13 protein-coding genes and 1 tRNA gene are annotated in these 17,333 nt (G+C 75.8%); 9 read left to right on the top strand and 5 right to left on the bottom strand.

Annotation, left to right across the window (positions count from 1 at the left end; translation table 11 throughout):
• Positions 1-7: 7 nt before the first annotated feature.
• Positions 8-2,290 (bottom strand): putative bifunctional diguanylate cyclase/phosphodiesterase, encoded by a 2,283-nt coding sequence (locus QNH85_RS00220; protein WP_282943765.1) that lies wholly within the window; start codon positions 2,288-2,290, stop codon positions 8-10.
• Between the two features lie 306 nt (positions 2,291-2,596).
• On the opposite strand from QNH85_RS00220, the gene QNH85_RS00215 reads away from it, so the two are divergent.
• Positions 2,597-3,178, top strand: coding sequence for a M15 family metallopeptidase (locus QNH85_RS00215; protein WP_282943763.1), 582 nt, complete (start codon positions 2,597-2,599; stop codon positions 3,176-3,178).
• 11 nt (positions 3,179-3,189) lie between these two features.
• Here QNH85_RS00215 and QNH85_RS00210 read toward each other — a convergent pair.
• Positions 3,190-3,266 (bottom strand) — tRNA-Leu (locus QNH85_RS00210).
• Between the two features lie 266 nt (positions 3,267-3,532).
• Positions 3,533-4,546, bottom strand: coding sequence for a methyl-accepting chemotaxis protein (locus tag QNH85_RS00205; protein ID WP_282943762.1), 1,014 nt, complete (start codon positions 4,544-4,546; stop codon positions 3,533-3,535).
• 101 nt (positions 4,547-4,647) lie between these two features.
• Here QNH85_RS00205 and QNH85_RS00200 point away from each other — a divergent pair, with 101 nt between their 5' ends.
• On the top strand, positions 4,648-5,445 hold the full coding sequence (locus tag QNH85_RS00200; protein WP_282943761.1) for a putative protein N(5)-glutamine methyltransferase: 798 nt from the start codon (positions 4,648-4,650) through the stop codon (positions 5,443-5,445).
• Between the two features lie 52 nt (positions 5,446-5,497).
• On the top strand, positions 5,498-6,121 hold the full coding sequence (locus QNH85_RS00195) for an isochorismatase family protein (RefSeq protein WP_282943759.1): 624 nt from the start codon (positions 5,498-5,500) through the stop codon (positions 6,119-6,121).
• 61 nt (positions 6,122-6,182) lie between these two features.
• On the opposite strand, the gene QNH85_RS00190 is transcribed toward QNH85_RS00195, so the two are convergent.
• Positions 6,183-6,392, bottom strand: coding sequence for a hypothetical protein (locus QNH85_RS00190; RefSeq protein WP_282943758.1), 210 nt, complete (start codon positions 6,390-6,392; stop codon positions 6,183-6,185).
• A 264-nt stretch (positions 6,393-6,656) separates the two neighbouring features.
• Between QNH85_RS00190 and glgX the strand changes: the two genes are divergently transcribed.
• Genes glgX through treZ form a run of 3 tightly spaced genes read left to right on the top strand, consistent with a single transcriptional unit; the run spans position 6,657 to position 13,236 of the window.
• The gene (gene glgX / locus QNH85_RS00185) at positions 6,657-8,888 is read left to right on the top strand and encodes a glycogen debranching protein GlgX (RefSeq protein ID WP_282943756.1); all 2,232 of its coding nucleotides are present in this window, start codon (positions 6,657-6,659) and stop codon (positions 8,886-8,888) included.
• Positions 8,885-11,416, top strand: a complete 2,532-nt coding sequence (gene treY, locus QNH85_RS00180) for a malto-oligosyltrehalose synthase (protein WP_282943754.1) — start codon at positions 8,885-8,887, stop codon at positions 11,414-11,416. Before glgX ends, treY begins: the two co-directional genes overlap by 4 nt.
• Positions 11,413-13,236 carry a malto-oligosyltrehalose trehalohydrolase gene (gene treZ / locus QNH85_RS00175; RefSeq protein WP_282943752.1) on the top strand — a complete coding sequence of 608 codons (1,824 nt, stop codon included), beginning with the start codon at positions 11,413-11,415 and terminating at the stop codon, positions 13,234-13,236. Before treY ends, treZ begins: the two co-directional genes overlap by 4 nt.
• Positions 13,237-13,314: 78 nt before the next feature.
• Here the strand turns inward: treZ and zapE are convergent, their stop codons facing one another.
• Positions 13,315-14,364 carry a cell division protein ZapE gene (zapE, locus tag QNH85_RS00170; protein WP_282943750.1) on the bottom strand — a complete coding sequence of 350 codons (1,050 nt, stop codon included), beginning with the start codon at positions 14,362-14,364 and terminating at the stop codon, positions 13,315-13,317.
• Between the two features lie 108 nt (positions 14,365-14,472).
• Here zapE and QNH85_RS00165 point away from each other — a divergent pair, with 108 nt between their 5' ends.
• The 3 genes from QNH85_RS00165 (at position 14,473) to QNH85_RS00155 (ending at position 17,279) form a co-directional block, all read left to right on the top strand.
• The gene (locus tag QNH85_RS00165; protein WP_282943748.1) at positions 14,473-15,933 is read left to right on the top strand and encodes an aminotransferase class I/II-fold pyridoxal phosphate-dependent enzyme; all 1,461 of its coding nucleotides are present in this window, start codon (positions 14,473-14,475) and stop codon (positions 15,931-15,933) included.
• Positions 15,934-15,994: 61 nt separating this feature from the next.
• Positions 15,995-16,783, top strand: coding sequence for a dihydrofolate reductase family protein (locus QNH85_RS00160; RefSeq protein ID WP_282943747.1), 789 nt, complete (start codon positions 15,995-15,997; stop codon positions 16,781-16,783).
• A gap of 10 nt (positions 16,784-16,793) precedes the next feature.
• Positions 16,794-17,279, top strand: coding sequence for a hypothetical protein (locus QNH85_RS00155; protein WP_282943746.1), 486 nt, complete (start codon positions 16,794-16,796; stop codon positions 17,277-17,279).
• Positions 17,280-17,333 lie beyond the last annotated feature (54 nt).

Here is a 17,333-nt window from a genome sequence, read left to right as displayed (position 1 = left end):
CGCCGCCTCAGGAGACGGTGACGGAGGCGGGGTCGTGGGTAGCGGGCTCGTGCGCGCGCGGGTCGTGCGCCGCGAGCCAGCGCCCGAACTCCTCGGCGGGCACCGGCCGGCCGTGCAGGTACCCCTGCGTCCGGTCGCAGCCGAGGTCGTCCAGGAGCGCCCGGGTCGCCTCGTCCTCCACGCCCTCCGCGATGAGCCGCAGCCCCAGGTGGTGCGCGAGCTCGACGGTGCCGGACACGATCGCGCGGGTGCGGGGGTCCGTCGTGGCGCGCGCGGTGAACGACCGGTCCAGCTTGAGCTCCTCGGCGGGCAGGTCGTTGAGGTACGCCAGGGAGGAGTACCCCGTGCCGTAGTCGTCGATGCTGATGCCGATGCCCCGCGCGGCGAGCCGCCGCGTGACGTCGACGGCCAGGTCGGGGTCGTGCATGAGGCTGGTCTCGGTGATCTCCATGACGAGCCGGTCCGGCGGCAGACCGCTGCGGGCGAGGGCGCCGTCGACCACCTCCAGCAGGCCGGGGAGCACGAGGGACGACGTCGACAGGTTGACCGCCACGCGCAGGTCGTGGCCCGCGAGCGCCCAGCCGCTCGCCGCGCGCGTCGCCTGGTCCAGGACGTGCCAGGTGAGCCGCGGCATCAGGCCGTGCCCCTCGGCGAGGTCCAGGAACGCCGCGGGCGGCAGCAGGCCCCGGTCCGGGTGGGCCCACCGCACGAGCGCCTCGGCGCCGACCACCCGCCCGCTGCGCGCGTCGACCTGCGGCTGGAAGTGCACGGTGAGCGCGCCGTGCCGGCCGTCCCCCTCGGGGTCGAGCGCACCGCGCAGCGCGTCGAGCAGCTCCCGCTCCTCCTGGGCGCGGGAGTCGGCGGCCTCGTCGTAGAGCCGCACGCCGCCGCCGGCCTGCTTGGCCGAGTACATGGCGGCGTCGGCGCGGCGCAGCAGCTCCCCGGGGCGCCGGGCGCCGAGGGCCGTGCTCGCGACGCCGATGCTGGCCTCGAGCTGGACGCGCCGGTGCTCGACGGTCACCGGCTCGGTCACCGTGGCGCACAGGGCCTCGGCGAGCTGCACGGCGGCGACGGGGTCCGGGTCGTGCAGCACCGCGGCGAACTCGTCGCCACCGAGGCGCGCCAGGAACCCCCGGGCGCCGATCCGCCCCTCGATCCGGGCGGCGACCGTGCGGATGACGCCGTCGCCGACCGTGTGCCCGAACCGGTCGTTCACGTCCTTGAACCGGTCGAGGTCGATGACGAGCAGCGCACCCTCGCCGCCCGCGGTGACGGCCTCGACGGCCTCGACCAGCGCGCGGCGGTTGCCGACCCCCGTGAGCGGGTCCGTGCGGGCCTCCTGCCGGACCAGCGCGAGCTGCGCGAGGTCCCGCACGAGGCGCACCACCCGGACGCCGCCGCCCGTCGCGGCGACCGCGGCAAGCACCGACGCGACCCGGTGGTCCCCCGGGGCGAGGGCACCGACCACCAGCACGCCGATCCCCGCGACCATCACGACGACCGCCCCGACGGTGGTGTCCTGCGACGACGCCTCCCGGGGCGGCAGGGCACGCGCCGGTCCGACGCGCAGGGCGGCGACCAGCAGGACCAGCGCCGTCCAGGTGGCGACGGCCACCGGGGCCGGCGCCCCGGTGGGCCCGGTGTGCGCGAGGCCGACGAGCTCCACCGCGGCGGCGCCCGCGACACCTGCGACGAGCACCTTGACCCGGGAGTCACCGCGCAGACCCGCGATCACCAGCACCGTCGACGCGGTGCCGAGGACGACCAGCAGGACGGAGACGCGCAGCATCCCGAGCTGCAGGCCCCACCACGGGGCGCCACCCGGCGCCTGGCGCACCAGCAGGTTCCCCAGCGCGAGCAGGGCCACGACGGCGCTGATCCCGTTGAGCCAGTCCCCCGGGTCGGAGATCGCGGAGCGGAACCGGTTCCAGTGCACCAGGGCGTGGTAGAGCGCCGCGGCGGCCGCGATCCCGCCCGCGGTGAACGCCACGCCCGGGAACAGGCCCAGCGCCCCGGCGCCCGCCTCCGCCGCGAGTGCGGCCGCGAGCAGCCACGCCGCCGCACCGGACCAGCGCCACATCGTGTGGTCGCCCTCGCGCTGCCGGGTGGAGCGCCGCAGGAGCGTCCCCGCGACCGCGCCGCCGACCGCGCCGGCGCCCGACAGCCACACCGGCAGCCCGTCGGGGACCGCGAGCGCGGCGACGACGAGCAGCACGCCGGCGACGACGAGCCCGGCCGCGCCGGCGGCGGCCCTGCCCGACGGCCGCTGCACCCGCACGCTCCTGCTCATCCGATCCCCCTGGTGGGCCCGGGGACGGTGCGCGCAGGGGTGGCCCGCGCCGCGTCGTGCCGGACGGCTCTGCCGCGCCGGCTGTGTGCCCCGCGGCTGTCTGGAGATCTTCGGCCAGGCGGCGGCAGGTCCGCAGGTCAGAGCGGGGTGAAATCCTGACGAGTCAGTCAGGTCACGGCCCGCGGGCCGAGCCGCGACGTCGTGGCGGACGATGCCCTCAGGCGCGGGTCGTCCCGATCCCGTCCCGGGGGGCACGGCCGGCCGCCGCGACCGCGTGGGGGTGCTCACGATGACGCAGGACGCGACGTGACCGCCCTCGTCCGCGCCGCCGGCGCCCTGCTCGACGCCCCCGCCGCCGCCGCATACGGGCGCACCCTGGCCGCGGGCGCACCGGACTCCGTCACCAGCTCCTACCGGGACCCGGACGAGCAGATGGAGCTCTTCCAGGGCTGGCTGCGCCGCCTCCCCGGCTACAACTTCGCGCTGCATCCCTCCAAGTCCGACCACTGCCGGGGGCTGGCGCTCGACCTGCGCGGCGTCAAGGCGAAGACCTGGTTCCGGGTGCACGGCCGGCCCTACGGGTGGCTGTTCACCGACGGCTCCGAGGACTGGCACGTCGCCTACCGCCCGCAGCACGACACGCACGTCGACGACCGCCCACCGGCGCCAGCCGCGCCGCCCACCATCCCCCAGGAGGACCCCGTGCTCATCGTCGGCAACCTCGGCAAGCCCGGCACCGTCGCGCTCGTGCTCAACGACGGCAGCTGGGCACTCATCCAGGAGGCGGCGTCGGCCGGCGCCCTGCGGAAGGCGGGCATCCCGGTGGCGGACGTCGACGCGGTCACCTGGGACCGCATCTGCCCGCCGGAGCGTCGTCGGGCGATCTGACGGACCGGCGGTGGTGCCCCGAGTGGGATTCGAACCCACACTGGATCGGGTTTGAGCCGAACGCCTCTGCCGGTTGGGCTATCGGGGCCGCGGGACCAGGCTACCGGCCGCCCCACCCAGCAGCGGCCCGACCAGGGGCTGGACCGGGGGCGGAGCACTCAACCGGCGCCGCGCAGCACTCAGATCGGCCCCGGGTCACCACTCAACGGGCGCGCCGTGCGCAGGCGACGTGCTGGGCTGGGCACCGCCCGTCGGCCAGGAGGGGTCCGCCGGGCAGGCGGGGGCCGGGTGCGTCATCGCCGCCGCCCCGCCCCCGCCGCACCGTCCCAATGCGCGATCCCCGGGCTGGGCGCGTCAGCGCTGCACGAGAGCCCCGTACCAGCCGAGCCCCTCGTACGTCTCGTATCCCGGCGTCGCGGCGAACCCGACGGTCGCGTCCTCGTCGGTGTACGAGCCGGCCGCCTGGTCCCCCGTGCGCAGCGCCACGCGCTCGCTCAGCACCCCGGCACGGTCGGAGGCGGCGAGCACGAGCCCGGTGCGGTCGAGGATCAGCACGCGCGTCGCTTCCCGCTCCCCGGGGGCCAGCCGCACGCCGTCGACGATCGCCTGCGCCTGGCGCTCCCAGTCGAAGAACACACCGAGCGCCCCCACGGGCCTGCCGTCGGCGCGGCCGCCCTCGCGGACCGCCGTCGCGTACGTCGCGGTCAGCGCGCCCAGCGCCGGGTCGCGTGCCACGTCGAGCGCCGCGTAGTCGTCCCCGGTGCGGGTCCCCATCGCCGCGCGGAACCACGGCCGGTCGGACACGTCGGAGCCCACCACGCCCGCACCACCGCGGTCCGCCGCCGCGCGGGCGACGACCCGGCCGGACGCGTCGGCGAGCCACAGGTCCACGTAGACGGTGTAGCTGCGCAGGATCACCGCGAGCCGGTCGCCCGCGTGGCGCGCCGCCGCGGGGTCGCCCGTCGTCAGGGCGTCGACCAGGGCGGCGTCGGTCGCCCACCACCGGACGTCGCAGGAGCGCTCGTAGAGGTTCCGGTCCATCAGCTCGATGACGTTGAGCGCGAGGTCCGCGAGGCGCTGCCCGCGGACGCGCCCGACCAGCTGGTGCCCGAGCGCCGTCAGCTCCTCGATCCGCGGGCCGAGCTCGGACGACAGCTCCTCGGACAGCAGCCGGGCGCGGTCCGCCACCTCGCTGACCTCGCGCGCGACCACCGCGAACCCGGCGCCCTGGTCGCCCGCGCGTGCCGACTCGATCAGCGCGTTGAGCGCGAGCATCTTGGTGCTGCGGGCCACCTGCTCGATGCCGTGCAGCTTCTCCCCCGTGACCCGGCCGACCTCCTCGGCCAACCGCACGACCCGTTCCGGCACGGCGGACTTCCCTTCTGGCGGTGGGCGCGGCGCTGTTCTGCCTGCTCATCGGCCGGGGGCGCGCCGTCCTGAGCCGGGGGTCGCGGCGTAGATTGCGCTGCGTGCCGCTCCCCCTGCCCCCGGCCGCCCTCGACGCCCTGGTCGCCCGGCTGCGCGGCGCCGGGTGCGTGTTCGCCGAGGACGAGGCCGCCCTGCTCGCCGCCGAGGCCGCCGATCCCGAGGCCCTGGAGCGGATGACGGCCCGCCGCGTCGCCGGCGAGCCCCTGGAGCAGGTGGTCGGCTGGGCGGAGTTCCGCGGGCTGCGGGTGGCCGTCGCTCCCGGCGTGTTCGTCCCGCGGGCCCGCACCGCGCTGCTCGTGCGGGAGGCGCTCGGGGTGCTGCCCGCCGTCGGGACGGTCGTGGACCTGTGCTGCGGCAGCGGCGCGGTCGGCCTGGCGCTGGCGACCGAGCGACCCGGGACGCGCCTGTGGGCGGCGGACCTGGATCCCGCGGCCGTCGCGTGCGCCCGGGTGAACCTCGGGGGACGTGGCGAGGTCCTGCTGGGCGACCTCGACGCCCCGCTGCCCGGGGTGCTCGCCGGCCAGGTGGACGTGCTGGTCGCCAACGCGCCGTACGTGCCGACCGCCGAGATCGCGCACATGCCGACGGAGGCGCGGGACCACGAGCCCCGCGCGGCGCTCGACGGCGGGGCGGACGGCGTCGACCTGCACCGCAGGATCGCGGCCCTCGCGCCCCGCTGGCTCCGGCCCGGCGGGCACCTGCTGATCGAGACGAGCGTCCGCCAGGCGGGGTCCACCGCGGCGGCGTGCGAGGGGCAGGGCATGGTCGTGCACGTCGTGCACGACGACGACCTGGACGGCACCGTGGTGGTCGCCCGGCGGCGGGACGCCGCTTCGTAGAGTGGACCCGTCGGGCGCGCAGCGGGCGGGTCCGGGCGAGGTGGAGGTCACGGTGGGCCGGGCTCTGATCGTGGTGGACGTGCAGAACGACTTCTGCGAGGGCGGTGCGCTGGCCGTCGCCGGCGGCGCGCGGGTGGCGGAGCAGGTGAGCGCGCTGCTGGACCGCGCCGCGGACGGCTACGGGGTCGTCGTCGCGACCGCCGACTGGCACGAGCCGCTCCCCGACGACAACGCCGGCCACTTCGCGGTGGGCGCCGATCCCGACTACGTCACCACGTGGCCCGAGCACTGCGTCCGGCGCACCGCCGGGGCCGCCTACCACCCCGCGCTGCGGCTGCCCGCCGGGACCGTGCACGTGCGCAAGGGTCAGGGCCGGCAGGACTACTCGGGGTTCGAGGGCGGCGTGGTGCCCGCGGCGGGCGAGGCCGACGGCGCCGACGGCACGCCTGCCGGCCTCGCGGACACGCTGCGCGCGCACGGGGTCGACGGGGTCGACGTCGTCGGCCTCGCGACCGACCACTGCGTCACCGCGACGGCGCTCGACGCGCTGGCGGCCGGGTTCGACGTCCGCGTCCTGACCGACCTCACCGCGGGCGTGGGGGTGCGCACGACCATCGACGCGCTCACCGCGCTGGCCGCGCGGGGTGTGACGCTCACGACGTCGGACGCGCGGTAGGCGGCGCCTCCGGGGCGCGTCCCGGCGTGGGGGCGAGCCCCTGGCCCGGGGGCGGGAGCGCTCAGCCCTGGTCGGTGCGCAGGGCCCCGGTCTGGCGGAAGGTGTCGGCGATCTGCTGGGCCTGGGCGGACACGAGGCGGCGGTACAGGTCGTACGCGGCGTCGATGCGATCGGGCAGGTCACCGCGGGTCCGCGCGAGCTGCCAGTCGCGCTTCGCCGCCGCGATGTCTGCGTTGGTGATGACCACCCGCGCCTCGTCGTCCTCTGCCATACCGTCGAGCATGCGTCCGATTTGCCCGTTATGCGATAGTCCGACGGGGTGAACGAGGGGCGCAGCGGGGGTGAACCATGCGTTTCCGGGGCCCGCCCGGGCTCCCCCGCGGGCCTCGCGCCCGCCGACGCGCCGCGCCGTGTGTCGTCCTCGCGTCGTCCCCGGGCGCTCCGTTCGTCCTGCGGACCTGGGGTGTCCACTGGCACGCTGTGCCATGGGCACGTCGTGCCCGAGCACCAACGGCCCTGCGGAGGACTGACGCGCATGAGGATCTGGCCCGGACGCCCCTACCCCCTGGGCGCGACGTACGACGGGAGCGGCACGAACTTCGCGCTGTTCTCGGGTGTCGCCGAGCGGGTGGAGCTGTGCCTCTTCGACGAGGCCGGCAACGAGACGCGGGTCGACCTGCCCGAGATGGACGCCTTCGTGTGGCACGGCTACGTGCCGGGGATGCAGCCCGGGCAGCGGTACGGCTACCGCGTGCACGGCCCGTACGACCCGTCCCAGGGGCACCGGTGCGACCCCTCGAAGCTGCTGCTCGACCCGTACGCCAAGGCCATCGACGGGCAGATCGACAACGACCCGTCGCTGTACTCGTACACGTTCGGCGCCGAGGGCGAGCGCAACACCGAGGACTCCGCCGGCCACACGATGACGTCCGTCGTGGTCAACCCCTACTTCGACTGGGGCCACGACCGCCCGCCGCAGCGCGAGTACCACGACTCCGTCATCTACGAGGCGCACGTGAAGGGCCTGACGCAGCTGCACCCGGCCGTCCCGGAGGAGCAGCGCGGCACCTACGCGGCCCTCGGGCACCCCGCGGTCATCGAGCACCTCACGAGCCTGGGCGTGACGGCGGTCGAGCTCATGCCCGTGCACCAGTTCGTCAACGACCCGTCGCTGCAGGACCGCGGGCTGTCGAACTACTGGGGCTACAACACGATCGGCTTCTTCGCGCCCCACAACGGCTACGCGGCGTACGGCACGACCGGCCAGCAGGTGCAGGAGTTCAAGGGCATGGTCAAGGCCCTGCACGCCGCCGACATCGAGGTCATCCTCGACGTGGTCTACAACCACACCGCCGAGGGCAACCACCTGGGCCCGACGCTCAGCTTCCGCGGCATCGACAACGCCTCGTACTACCGGCTCGTCGACGACGACCTCGCGCACTACTTCGACACCACCGGCACCGGGAACTCGCTGCTCATGCGGTCCCCGCACGTGCTGCAGCTGATCATGGACTCGCTGCGGTACTGGGTGCAGGACATGCACGTCGACGGCTTCCGGTTCGACCTCGCGGCGACGCTCGCCCGGCAGTTCCACGAGGTCGACCGCCTGTCGGCGTTCTTCGACCTGGTCCAGCAGGACCCGATCATCTCGCAGGTGAAGCTCATCGCGGAGCCGTGGGACCTCGGCGACGGCGGCTACCAGGTCGGCGGGTTCCCGCCCCTGTGGTCGGAGTGGAACGGGCAGTACCGCGACACCGTGCGCGACTTCTGGCGCGGCGAGCCGTCGACCCTCGCGGAGTTCGCGTCGCGCCTGTCCGGGTCCTCGGACCTGTACGAGCACAGCGGCCGCCGGCCCATCGCGAGCGTCAACTTCGTCACCGCGCACGACGGCTTCACGCTGGCCGACCTCGTGTCGTACAACGAGAAGCACAACGAGGCGAACGGCGAGGGCAACCGCGACGGCGAGAGCCACAACCGGTCCTGGAACTCGGGCGTCGAGGGACCGACGGACGACCCGGAGATCAACGACCTGCGCGGCCGGCAGCAGCGGAACTTCCTCACGACCCTGCTCCTGTCGCAGGGCGTGCCGATGATCGCGCACGGCGACGAGCTCGGCCGCACCCAGCAGGGCAACAACAACGTGTACTGCCAGGACGACGAGCTGTCGTGGGTGGACTGGGAGCTGGACGACGCGCGCACGACGCTGCTCGACTTCGCCCGCCGCGTCGTGCACCTGCGGCGGGACCACCCGGTGTTCCGGCGCCGCCGGTTCTTCGCGGGCGCCCCGGAGCGCGGCGGCGAGTCCGACCTGCGCGACATCGCCTGGCTGACGCCGGGGGGTCAGCACATGTCCGACGCGCAGTGGCAGGAGGAGTTCGCCCGCGCCGTCATGGTGTTCCTCAACGGCGACGCGATCGCCGAGCCCGACCTGCGCGGCGAGGAGATCGTCGACGACTCGTTCCTGGTGCTGTTCAACGCGCAGCCGGAGCCGACGACGTTCACGCTGCCCGACGCCGAGTACGGCGAGACGTGGACGGTCGCGCTGGACACCGACCACCAGTACGAGGTCGGGGACCAGGTGAAGCACGGCGCGGAGGTCCGCCTGGAGCACCGGTCCACGGTCGTGCTCATGCGGCCGCCGACCCAGGCGATCGACCCGGTCACCCAGGCACCCTCGGAGCCGGAGCGCCAGGCGCAGCCGAACCCGGAGCGCGAGGGCTCCACGCTCGGCTCCTCCCCGGCGCCCGAGCCGCGGTCCGGCCGGTGAGCGTCGAGCGCGGGCAGGAGCCGCGCACCCCGACCCGCCGCCTGCCCGCCCCCGGCCGCCGGGTCCGGCCGTCCCCGTGCCGGGTGCAGCTCGGCGCGGACCTGACGCTGGACGACGTCGCGGAGCGGGTGCCGTACCTCGCGGAGCTCGGCGTCACGCACGTGTACCTGTCGCCGATCCTCACCGCCGCGCCGGGCTCGACCCACGGGTACGACGTCGTCGACCACGACGAGGTGTCCCCGGTCATCGGCGGTGAGCCGGCCCTGCGCCGGCTGGCCGACCGCGCGCACGCGGCCGGGCTCGGGCTGGTGCTCGACATCGTGCCGAACCACATGGCCGTCCCCACCCCGGTGTGGCACAACAAGGCCCTGTGGTCCGTGCTCGCCGAGGGCCCCGAGTCGCCGTACGCCGGCTGGTTCGACGTCGACTGGTCCGCGGGCCAGGGCGACGTGCTCATGCCCGTCCTGGGCGACCGCATCGGCACGGTGCTCGCGTCGGGCGAGCTGCACCTCGAGCACGAGGTGGTGCCCGGCCAGGGCGACGAGCCGCAGCCCGTCATCCGCTACTACGACCACGCCTTCCCGGTCCGCCCGGGCACGGAGGCCCTGCCGATGGCGGAGCTGCTGGAGCGCCAGCACTACCGCCTCGCGTACTGGCGGGTCGCCGACGAGGAGCTGAACTACCGGCGGTTCTTCGACGTCGGGACGCTCGCCGCGATCCGGGTCGAGGACCCCGCGGTGTTCGACGCGACGCACGCCCTGGTGCTGCGGCTGCTCGACGAGGGGGTCGTCGACGGCCTGCGCATCGACCACCCGGACGGCCTGGCCGACCCGGGGGGCTACCTGGAGCGGCTGCGCGAGCAGTCGGGCGGCGCCTGGGTGGTCGTCGAGAAGATCCTGCAGGGCGAGGAGGAGCTGCCCGCCGACTGGGACACCGCCGGCACCACCGGCTACGAGGCCCTGTGGCGGATCCAGCAGGCGTTCGTCGACCCGGGCGGCGGCTCGCTGCTCGGCGCCCTCATGCACCGGCTGACGGGCGAGTCCTCCGACGCCCTGCCCGAGCTGATCGACCAGGCCAAGCGGGAGATCGTCGACCGCGCGCTGTACGCCGAGGTCTACCGGCTGACCGAGCTCGCCGCCGCGGTGTGCCGCGACGACCTGCGGCTGCGGGACCACACGTGGCGCTCGCTGCACGACTGCCTGGTCGAGCTGCTGGTGGCGATGGACCGGTACCGCGCCTACGTGGCGCCGGGCCGCACCCCGCACCCCACCGACATCGACGCCCTGGAGTCCGCCGCCCGGATCGCCCGGGAGCGCCTGACGCCCGAGCGCGCCGAGACGATGGACGTGCTCGTCGACCTGCTGCTGGGCCGCGAGGTCGGCAGCGCCGGCCGCACCCGGGACGCGCGCCGCGACGAGCTGGTCGTGCGGTTCCAGCAGACCTGCGGCGCGGTGATGGCCAAGGGCGTCGAGGACACCGCGTTCTACCGGTGGACGCACCTGGTCGCCCTGACCGAGGTCGGCGGCGAGCCCGGGCGGTTCGCGCTGTCCCCGACCGAGCTGCTCGCGTGGGCGGCGCGGGCGCAGCAGCAGACCCCGCTGGGCATGACCACGCTCTCGACCCACGACACGAAGCGCAGCGAGGACGTCCGGGCCCGGCTCGGCGTGCTGTCCGAGCTGCCGGTCGAGTGGGCCGAGCTCGTCGGGCGCCTGCGCGCGGCGTCGGCGTCGTTCCGCAGCACGCTGCTGGACGGCCGGACCGAGAACCTGCTGTGGCAGACGCTCGCCGGCACCTGGACGGCGGACGGCCCGATCTCCGTCGACCGGCTCACGGAGTACCTGACCAAGGCCGTCCGCGAGGCGAAGGACCGCACGTCGTGGACCGCGCCGGACGAGGCGTACGAGCGCGCGGTGCTGGACGCCGCCACGCAGGCGCTGCGGGACGAGCGGGTGGCGGAGCTGTTCGGCGAGTGGGAGCACCGCACCCGGGACGCCGTCCGTGCGGCCACGCTCGGGCAGAAGCTCGTGCAGCTCACGCTGCCCGGCATCGCGGACGTCTACCAGGGCACCGAGGTGCCCGCCGTGGCGCTCGTGGACCCGGACAACCGCCGACCCGTCGACGCCGACGCGCTGGCCGCCCGGCTCGCCCGGCTCGACGAGGGCGCGGGGCCGCGGGACCTGGCGGACGAGAAGCTGCTGGTCACGTCGCGGGCGCTGCGGCTGCGCCGGGACCTGCCGGAGGCGTTCGTGGGGCCGGGCGCGGGCATCGTCCCGCTGGCGCACTCGTCGGGCCACGTCCTGACCTACGCCCGCACCGCGGACGGCGAGCCGCGGGTCGCGGTCGTCGCGACGCGGCTCGCGGCGATGGTCGACCGGCTCGGCGGCTGGGCGGACCACACGGTGGCCCTCCCCGAGGGCGAGTGGCACGACGTGCTGGCGGACCGGCGCGTGGACGGCGGGGTGCAGCCGCTCGCGGCACTGCTCGACCGCCTGCCCGTGGCGCTCCTGGTGAGGAGGACGGACGCATGACGCACGCACCCGAGCGCCGGCCCGGCGAGGTCTGGGCCCCGCAGGCGCGCGCCGTGGCGCTGCACCTGCCGGCGGCGGACGACGCCGGCGCCGAGACGGTCCCGCTGCGGGCCGCCGGCGACGGCTGGTGGGTCCCCGAGCGCGACCTCCCGCACGGCACGGACTACGCGTTCGTGCTCGACGGGGGCGACCCGCGCCCCGACCCGCGCGGGCCGTGGCAGCCGCAGGGCGTGCACGGCGCCAGCCGCGTGTTCGACGCCTCCCGGCACGACTGGGCCGACGGCGGCTGGGCCGGGCGCGACGTGCGCGGGGCGGTCGTCTACGAGCTGCACGTCGGCACGTTCACGCCCGAGGGCACGCTGGACGCCGCCGCCGAGCGACTGGACCACCTGGCGGCGCTCGGCGTCGACGTGGTCGAGCTGCTGCCGCTCGCGCCGTTCAACGGCACGCACGGCTGGGGCTACGACGGCGTGAGCCTGTACGGGGTGCACGAGCCCTACGGCGGGCCCGCGGCGCTGCAGCGGTTCGTCGACGCCGCGCACGGCGCCGGGCTCGGGGTGTGCCTCGACGTGGTGCACAACCACCTCGGGCCGTCCGGCAACTACCTGGGCGAGTTCGGCCCGTACTTCACCGACGCCCACCAGACCCCGTGGGGCGCGGCGATCAACCTCGACGGCGACGGCGCGGAGCACGTGCGCCGGTGGATCGTCGACAGCGCCCTGCGCTGGCTGCGGGACTTCCACGTCGACGCCCTCCGGCTCGACGCGGTGCACGCCCTGGTCGACGACTCCCCCCGCCACGTCCTGGCGCAGCTCGCGGACGAGGTGGCGGAGCTGGCCGCGCAGGTCGGCCGGCCGCTGTCCCTGATCGCCGAGGTCGACCTCAACGACCCGACGAGCGTCACCCCGACGTCCGAGGGCGGCTGGGGCATGACCGCCCAGTGGGCCGACGACGTGCACCACGCCCTGCACGCCCTGCTCACGGGCGAGCGGCACGGGTACTACGTGGACTTCGGCTCCCCCGCCACGCTCCGGAAGGCCATGACCGGCGTGTTCGTGCACGACGGCGGGTACTCGACGTTCCGCGGCGAGGACTGGGGCCGCCCGGTCCCGCCGGAGGTCGACGGCCACCGGTTCGTCGTGTTCGGCTCCGACCACGACCAGGTCGGCAACCGGGCGCTCGGCGACCGGCCCAGCGCGGCGCTCGACGACGGCGGCCTGGCCGCGACCGCGGCGCTCGTGCTGCTCTCGCCGTTCACCCCGATGCTGTTCATGGGGGAGGAGTGGGGCGCCCGGACCCCGTGGATGTACGTCACCGACCACCCGGAGCCGGAGCTCGCGCAGGCCGTGCGCGAGGGCCGGGCCCGGGAGTTCGGCGGGCACGGCTGGGCCGAGATGTACGGCGAGGACGAGGCGACGTTCCACGTCCCCGACCCGCAGGACCCCGCCACGTTCACCGCGAGCCGCCTGGACTGGACCGAGCCGGAGCTTCCCGGGCACGCCCGGATGCTGGAGTGGTACCGGACGCTGACGTCGCTGCGCCGGGAGGTCCCGGACCTCGCGTCCGGCGACCGGCGGGCCACCGACCTGACGTGGGCGCCCGACGGGGCCGAGGCGGACGGCGCGTGGCAGGACTGGCTGGTGCTGCACCGCGGCGACGCGCGCGTCGTGGTGAACCTGGCCGGCTCGGAGCGGGTCGTCCCGCTGGGCACGGACGCGCCGCTGGAGGTGCGGGCGTCGTGGAGCCAGGCCCGGGTGCTCCCCGGCGAGGGCGAGACGCACGTGGCGCTCCCCGCCCGCTCGGTCGCGGTCTTGGCCTGAGCGGGCCGGCGCCGCGGGCCGGGGCCGGTCGCGGTCCCGGCCTGATCGGGCGCGCGGTCCGGGCCCGACGCGGCGCAGTCAGGCCCGGGCCGCGGCCTCCTCGCGGCCGCGCTCGGCCAGCGCGCCCACCCGGGACAGCGCACGGAAGTACTTCTTCCGGTACCCGCCGGCCAGCATCTGCTCGGTGAACAGGGCCGACTCCCCCGCGCCGCCGAGCAGCACCGGGACGTCGCGGTCGTAGAGCCGGTCGACCAGCACGACCAGCCGCAGCGCGACGTCCTGGTCCGGGACGGGCCCGACGCCGGTGAGGCCGACGAGGTCCACGCCGTCGAGCAGGGCGCCGTACCGGGACGCGTGCACCGTCGCGAGGTGCGCCAGCAGCGCGCCGAAGTCGTCGAGCGTCGCGCCGGGCACCCCCGCCACGGCGGCGCGGACGGCGGCGTCGTCGAGCCCGGGGGCGTCCGTGACGGTCTCGCGGCGCCGGTAGTCGTGCCCGTCGATGCGCAGCACCTCGAACCGGTCGGACAGGTCCTGGATCTCCCGCAGGAAGTCGTCGGCCGCGAACCGCCCCTCCCCGAGGGACTCCGGCAGCGTGTTCGACGTGGCCGCGAGCGCCACCCCGCGGTCGGTGAGCTCGCGCAGCAGCCGGGACATCAGGACGGTGTCGCCCGGGTCGTCCAGCTCGAACTCGTCGATGCACACCAGGCGGCGCGTGGCGAGGGCGTCGACGGTCGGCCGGAACCCCAGCGCGCCGACCAGGTTCGTGTACTCCACGAACGTCCCGTACGACGACGCATCCGGGCCCACCGCGCTGGCCAGCGACGCGAGCAGGTGCGTCTTGCCGACGCCGAAGCCGCCGTCGAGGTAGACCGCCGGCACGGCCGCGGGCTTGCGGCGGAACCACCGCAGGCCGCCGCCGGAGGGCGCGGTGAGCGTCTCGGCGACCTCCCGCAGCCGGGCGACCGCGGCCTGCTGGCTCGGGAACGCGGGGTCCGGCCGGTAGGTGTCGAACGACTCGTGCTCGAAGTGGCGCGGCGGCACGCGCTCGGCGAGCAGCCGGTCGGGTGCCACCTCGGGTCGCCGGGCGGCGAGGCTGGCCGTCGTCGGCGTGGCGGGGCTCGGGGTCACGGCCGCACAGCCTAGGCCGGGCGGGCGCCGGGGCGACACGGGCCGCCCGGGTGGCGCGGGGGCGCGAGCAGCATGAACGCGTCACCGCTGCCGACGGAGAGGACCACCGTGGACCACTCGCGCGTACCCGTGCTCGAAGCGCTGCTGGAGTTCCGCCGCCGGGGCGACGTGGTGATCGGCCCGCCGGGGCACCGGCAGGGCACGGGCGCGGACCCCCGGGTGCTGGAGGTGGTCGGCGAGGGCGTGTTCGCGTCCGACGTGCTGGCGATGGGCGGGCTGGACGACCGCCGGCAGTCGCAGGGGGTCGTCGAGCAGGCCCAGCAGCTCATGGCCGACGCGGTGGGCGCGGAGACGGCGTTCTTCTCGACGTGCGGCTCGTCGCTGTCGGTGAAGACCGCGATGCTGTCCGTCGCCGGGCCGGGCGAGAAGCTGCTGGTCTCCCGCAACTCGCACAAGTCCGTCGTCGCCGGCCTGATCCTCGCCGGCATCCAGCCGGTGTGGGTGCACCCGCACCACGACGACCGCTGGGACCTCGTGCACCCCCCGGAGCCCGCCGACGTCGAGAGCGCCCTCGCGGCCCACCCGGACGCGAAGGGCATGCTGCTCATCACCCCGACCGACTGGGGCACCTGCGCCGACATCGCCGGGGTCGCCCGGGTCTGCCACGAGCGGGGCGTACCGCTGATCGTCGACGAGGCCTGGGGCGCGCACCTGCCGTTCCACGACGACCTGCCGACGTGGGGCATGGACGCCGGCGCGGACCTGGTCGTCACGAGCGTGCACAAGATGGGCAGCGCCGTGGAGCAGAGCTCGGTGTTCCACCTGCAGGGCGACCTCGTCGACCCGACGGTGCTCAAGCAGCGGGAGGACCTGCTGGGCACCACCAGCGCGTCCTCGCTGGTCTTCCTCACCCTGGACGGCTGGCGGCGGCAGATGGTCGAGCAGGGCGCGGAGCTCCTGACGGCGGCGATCGCCCGCGCGGGCCGCATCCGCGACGTGGCGCGGGACCTGCCGGGCATCGCCGTGATGGGTGAGGAGGTCCTGGGCCCGAAGGGCGCGTTCGAGCTCGACCCGCTGGTGCTGACCATGGACGTCCGGGGCCTCGGGATCACCGGCTACCAGGCGGCGGAGTGGCTGCGGGCGGAGCAGCACCTGGACATCGGCTCGGCCGACGCCTGCCGGATCAGCTCGCGGTTCACCTACGGCGACGACGACGCCGCCGAGCGCCGCGTGGTCGAGGGCCTGCGGGCCCTGGTGGAGGGCGCCGCCGGCATCGAGCGGCCGCCGCACGTCGCCCTGCCCGGGCCGGGTGAGCTCGAGCTGGAGAGCGTCATGCTCCCCCGCGACGCGTTCTTCGGGCCGACGGAGCAGGTGCCGGTCGCCCAGGCGGTCGGGCGGGTCGGGGCCGAGATGATCAGCCCGTACCCGCCGGGCGTCCCCGCGGTCGCCCCCGGCGAGCGGATCACGCAGGCCGTCGTCGACTACCTCACCACGGGCGTGGCGGCGGGGATGCTGATCCCCGACTCGGCGGACCCGGAGCTGAAGACGATCCGCGTCGTCGCGGACTGAGGGCAGGTCGGCGCAGGTGACCCCAGGTGAGCGCAGGGGGGCGCCCGCTAGCCTGGCCGCCATGCCCCGCGAGCTCCCGCCCCTGGACGTGCTGCTGCCCCTCGACCGCTCCGGCGTGACGCTCGCGCCGGAGCCCGGCGAGCCGGTGCTGCACGACCTGTACGCCCACCCGGCGCCCCGGCCGGGCCGGGCGAGCGCGGTGCGCGCGAACATGATCGCCACCCTCGACGGGGCGGCGCAGGGGCCGGACGGCCGGTCGCGCAGCATCAACGGCCCGGCGGACTGGCGGGTGTTCCGCGTGATGCGTGCCGTCGCGGACGTCGTGCTGGTCGGTGCCGGCACGGCCCGCGCCGAGGGGTACACGCCGTTGGCCGTGCCCGCCGACCTGCGCGAGGCGCGTGCCGCCCGCGGCCAGGCGCCCGACCTGGAGCTGGCGGTCGTCACGGTGTCCGGCGAGCTGCCCCCGGGGCTGCGCGGCACGGACCGGCCCCCGTACGTCGTCACGTCCCGCGCGTGCCCGACCCTGGACGCCCTGCGCGCGGAGGTCGGTCCCGACCGGGTCGTCGTCGCCGGTGGTGCGACCGTGGACCTGCCCGCCGCGCTGGACGTCCTGGCCGGGCGGGGCCTGACACGGGTGCTCGCCGAGGGCGGTCCGCGGCTGCTCACCGACCTGGCCGCCGCGGGTCTGGTCGACGAGCTCTGCCTCACCTCCAGCCCGCTCGTGGTCGCCGGGCCGGGGCTCCGCGCGATGCAGTCCCCCGACTGGCTGGCGCCGGTCCCCGCCCGCGCGGCCCACCTGCTGCACCACGACGGGATGCTGCTCGGGCGCTGGCTGCTGGGCGACCGATAGTCTCGGACGCGTGACCGACACCATCCTCGTCCTCACGGAGGACACCCTGGCCTCGGCGGACGTCTCCCACATCCTCTCGCTGCACGACGGCGAGACCCTGGAGTACCGCGTCCTCGTCCCCGCCGACACCGAGCGCAACGTCCTCGTGTCGCTCGTCGACCAGCTCAGCCTCGGCGAGCTCCGGGAGGCGCTCGACACCGTGCTGGGCCGCGAGCCCAAGCCCACCGAGGCGACGGCCGACGCCGCCGAGCAGCTCGCCGAGAGCCTCGCGGCGTTCGCGGAGGCCGGCGTGACCGCGACCGGCACCGTCGTCGACGACGACCCGCTGCCCGCCCTGCGCGCCGCCGTCGCGGCCGAGGGCGCGCGGGAGGTCGTCGTCGTGACGTACCCGCACGCGCTGGAGGACACGTTCCACCGGGACTGGGCGTCGCGCGCCCGCGAGGAGCTGCACGTCCCCGTGCTGCACCTGTACTCGGGCACGTCCGAGCTGGGCTGACGCCCCCGCAGACGCACGACGGCCGGCCCTCCGCCGCGGGACGGCCGGCCGTCG

The organism is Cellulomonas endometrii (assembly GCF_949769265.1).
GTDB classification, from domain to species: domain Bacteria; phylum Actinomycetota; class Actinomycetes; order Actinomycetales; family Cellulomonadaceae; genus Cellulomonas; species Cellulomonas endometrii.
Note: the sequence above shows the minus strand (reverse complement) of the source record. Positions and strands in the feature narration are given on the sequence as shown.

Excerpts from the sequence above, each read along its gene's own strand:
- treZ (WP_282943752.1), top strand. The coding sequence starts at position 11,413 with ATGACGCACGCACCCGAGCGCCGGCCCGGCGAGGTCTGGGCCCCGCAG.
- glgX (WP_282943756.1), top strand. The coding sequence starts at position 6,657 with ATGAGGATCTGGCCCGGACGCCCCTACCCCCTGGGCGCGACGTACGAC.
- QNH85_RS00190 (WP_282943758.1), bottom strand. The coding sequence starts at position 6,392 with ATGGCAGAGGACGACGAGGCGCGGGTGGTCATCACCAACGCAGACATC.
- QNH85_RS00220 (WP_282943765.1), bottom strand. The coding sequence starts at position 2,290 with ATGAGCAGGAGCGTGCGGGTGCAGCGGCCGTCGGGCAGGGCCGCCGCC.
- QNH85_RS00160 (WP_282943747.1), top strand. The coding sequence starts at position 15,995 with ATGCCCCGCGAGCTCCCGCCCCTGGACGTGCTGCTGCCCCTCGACCGC.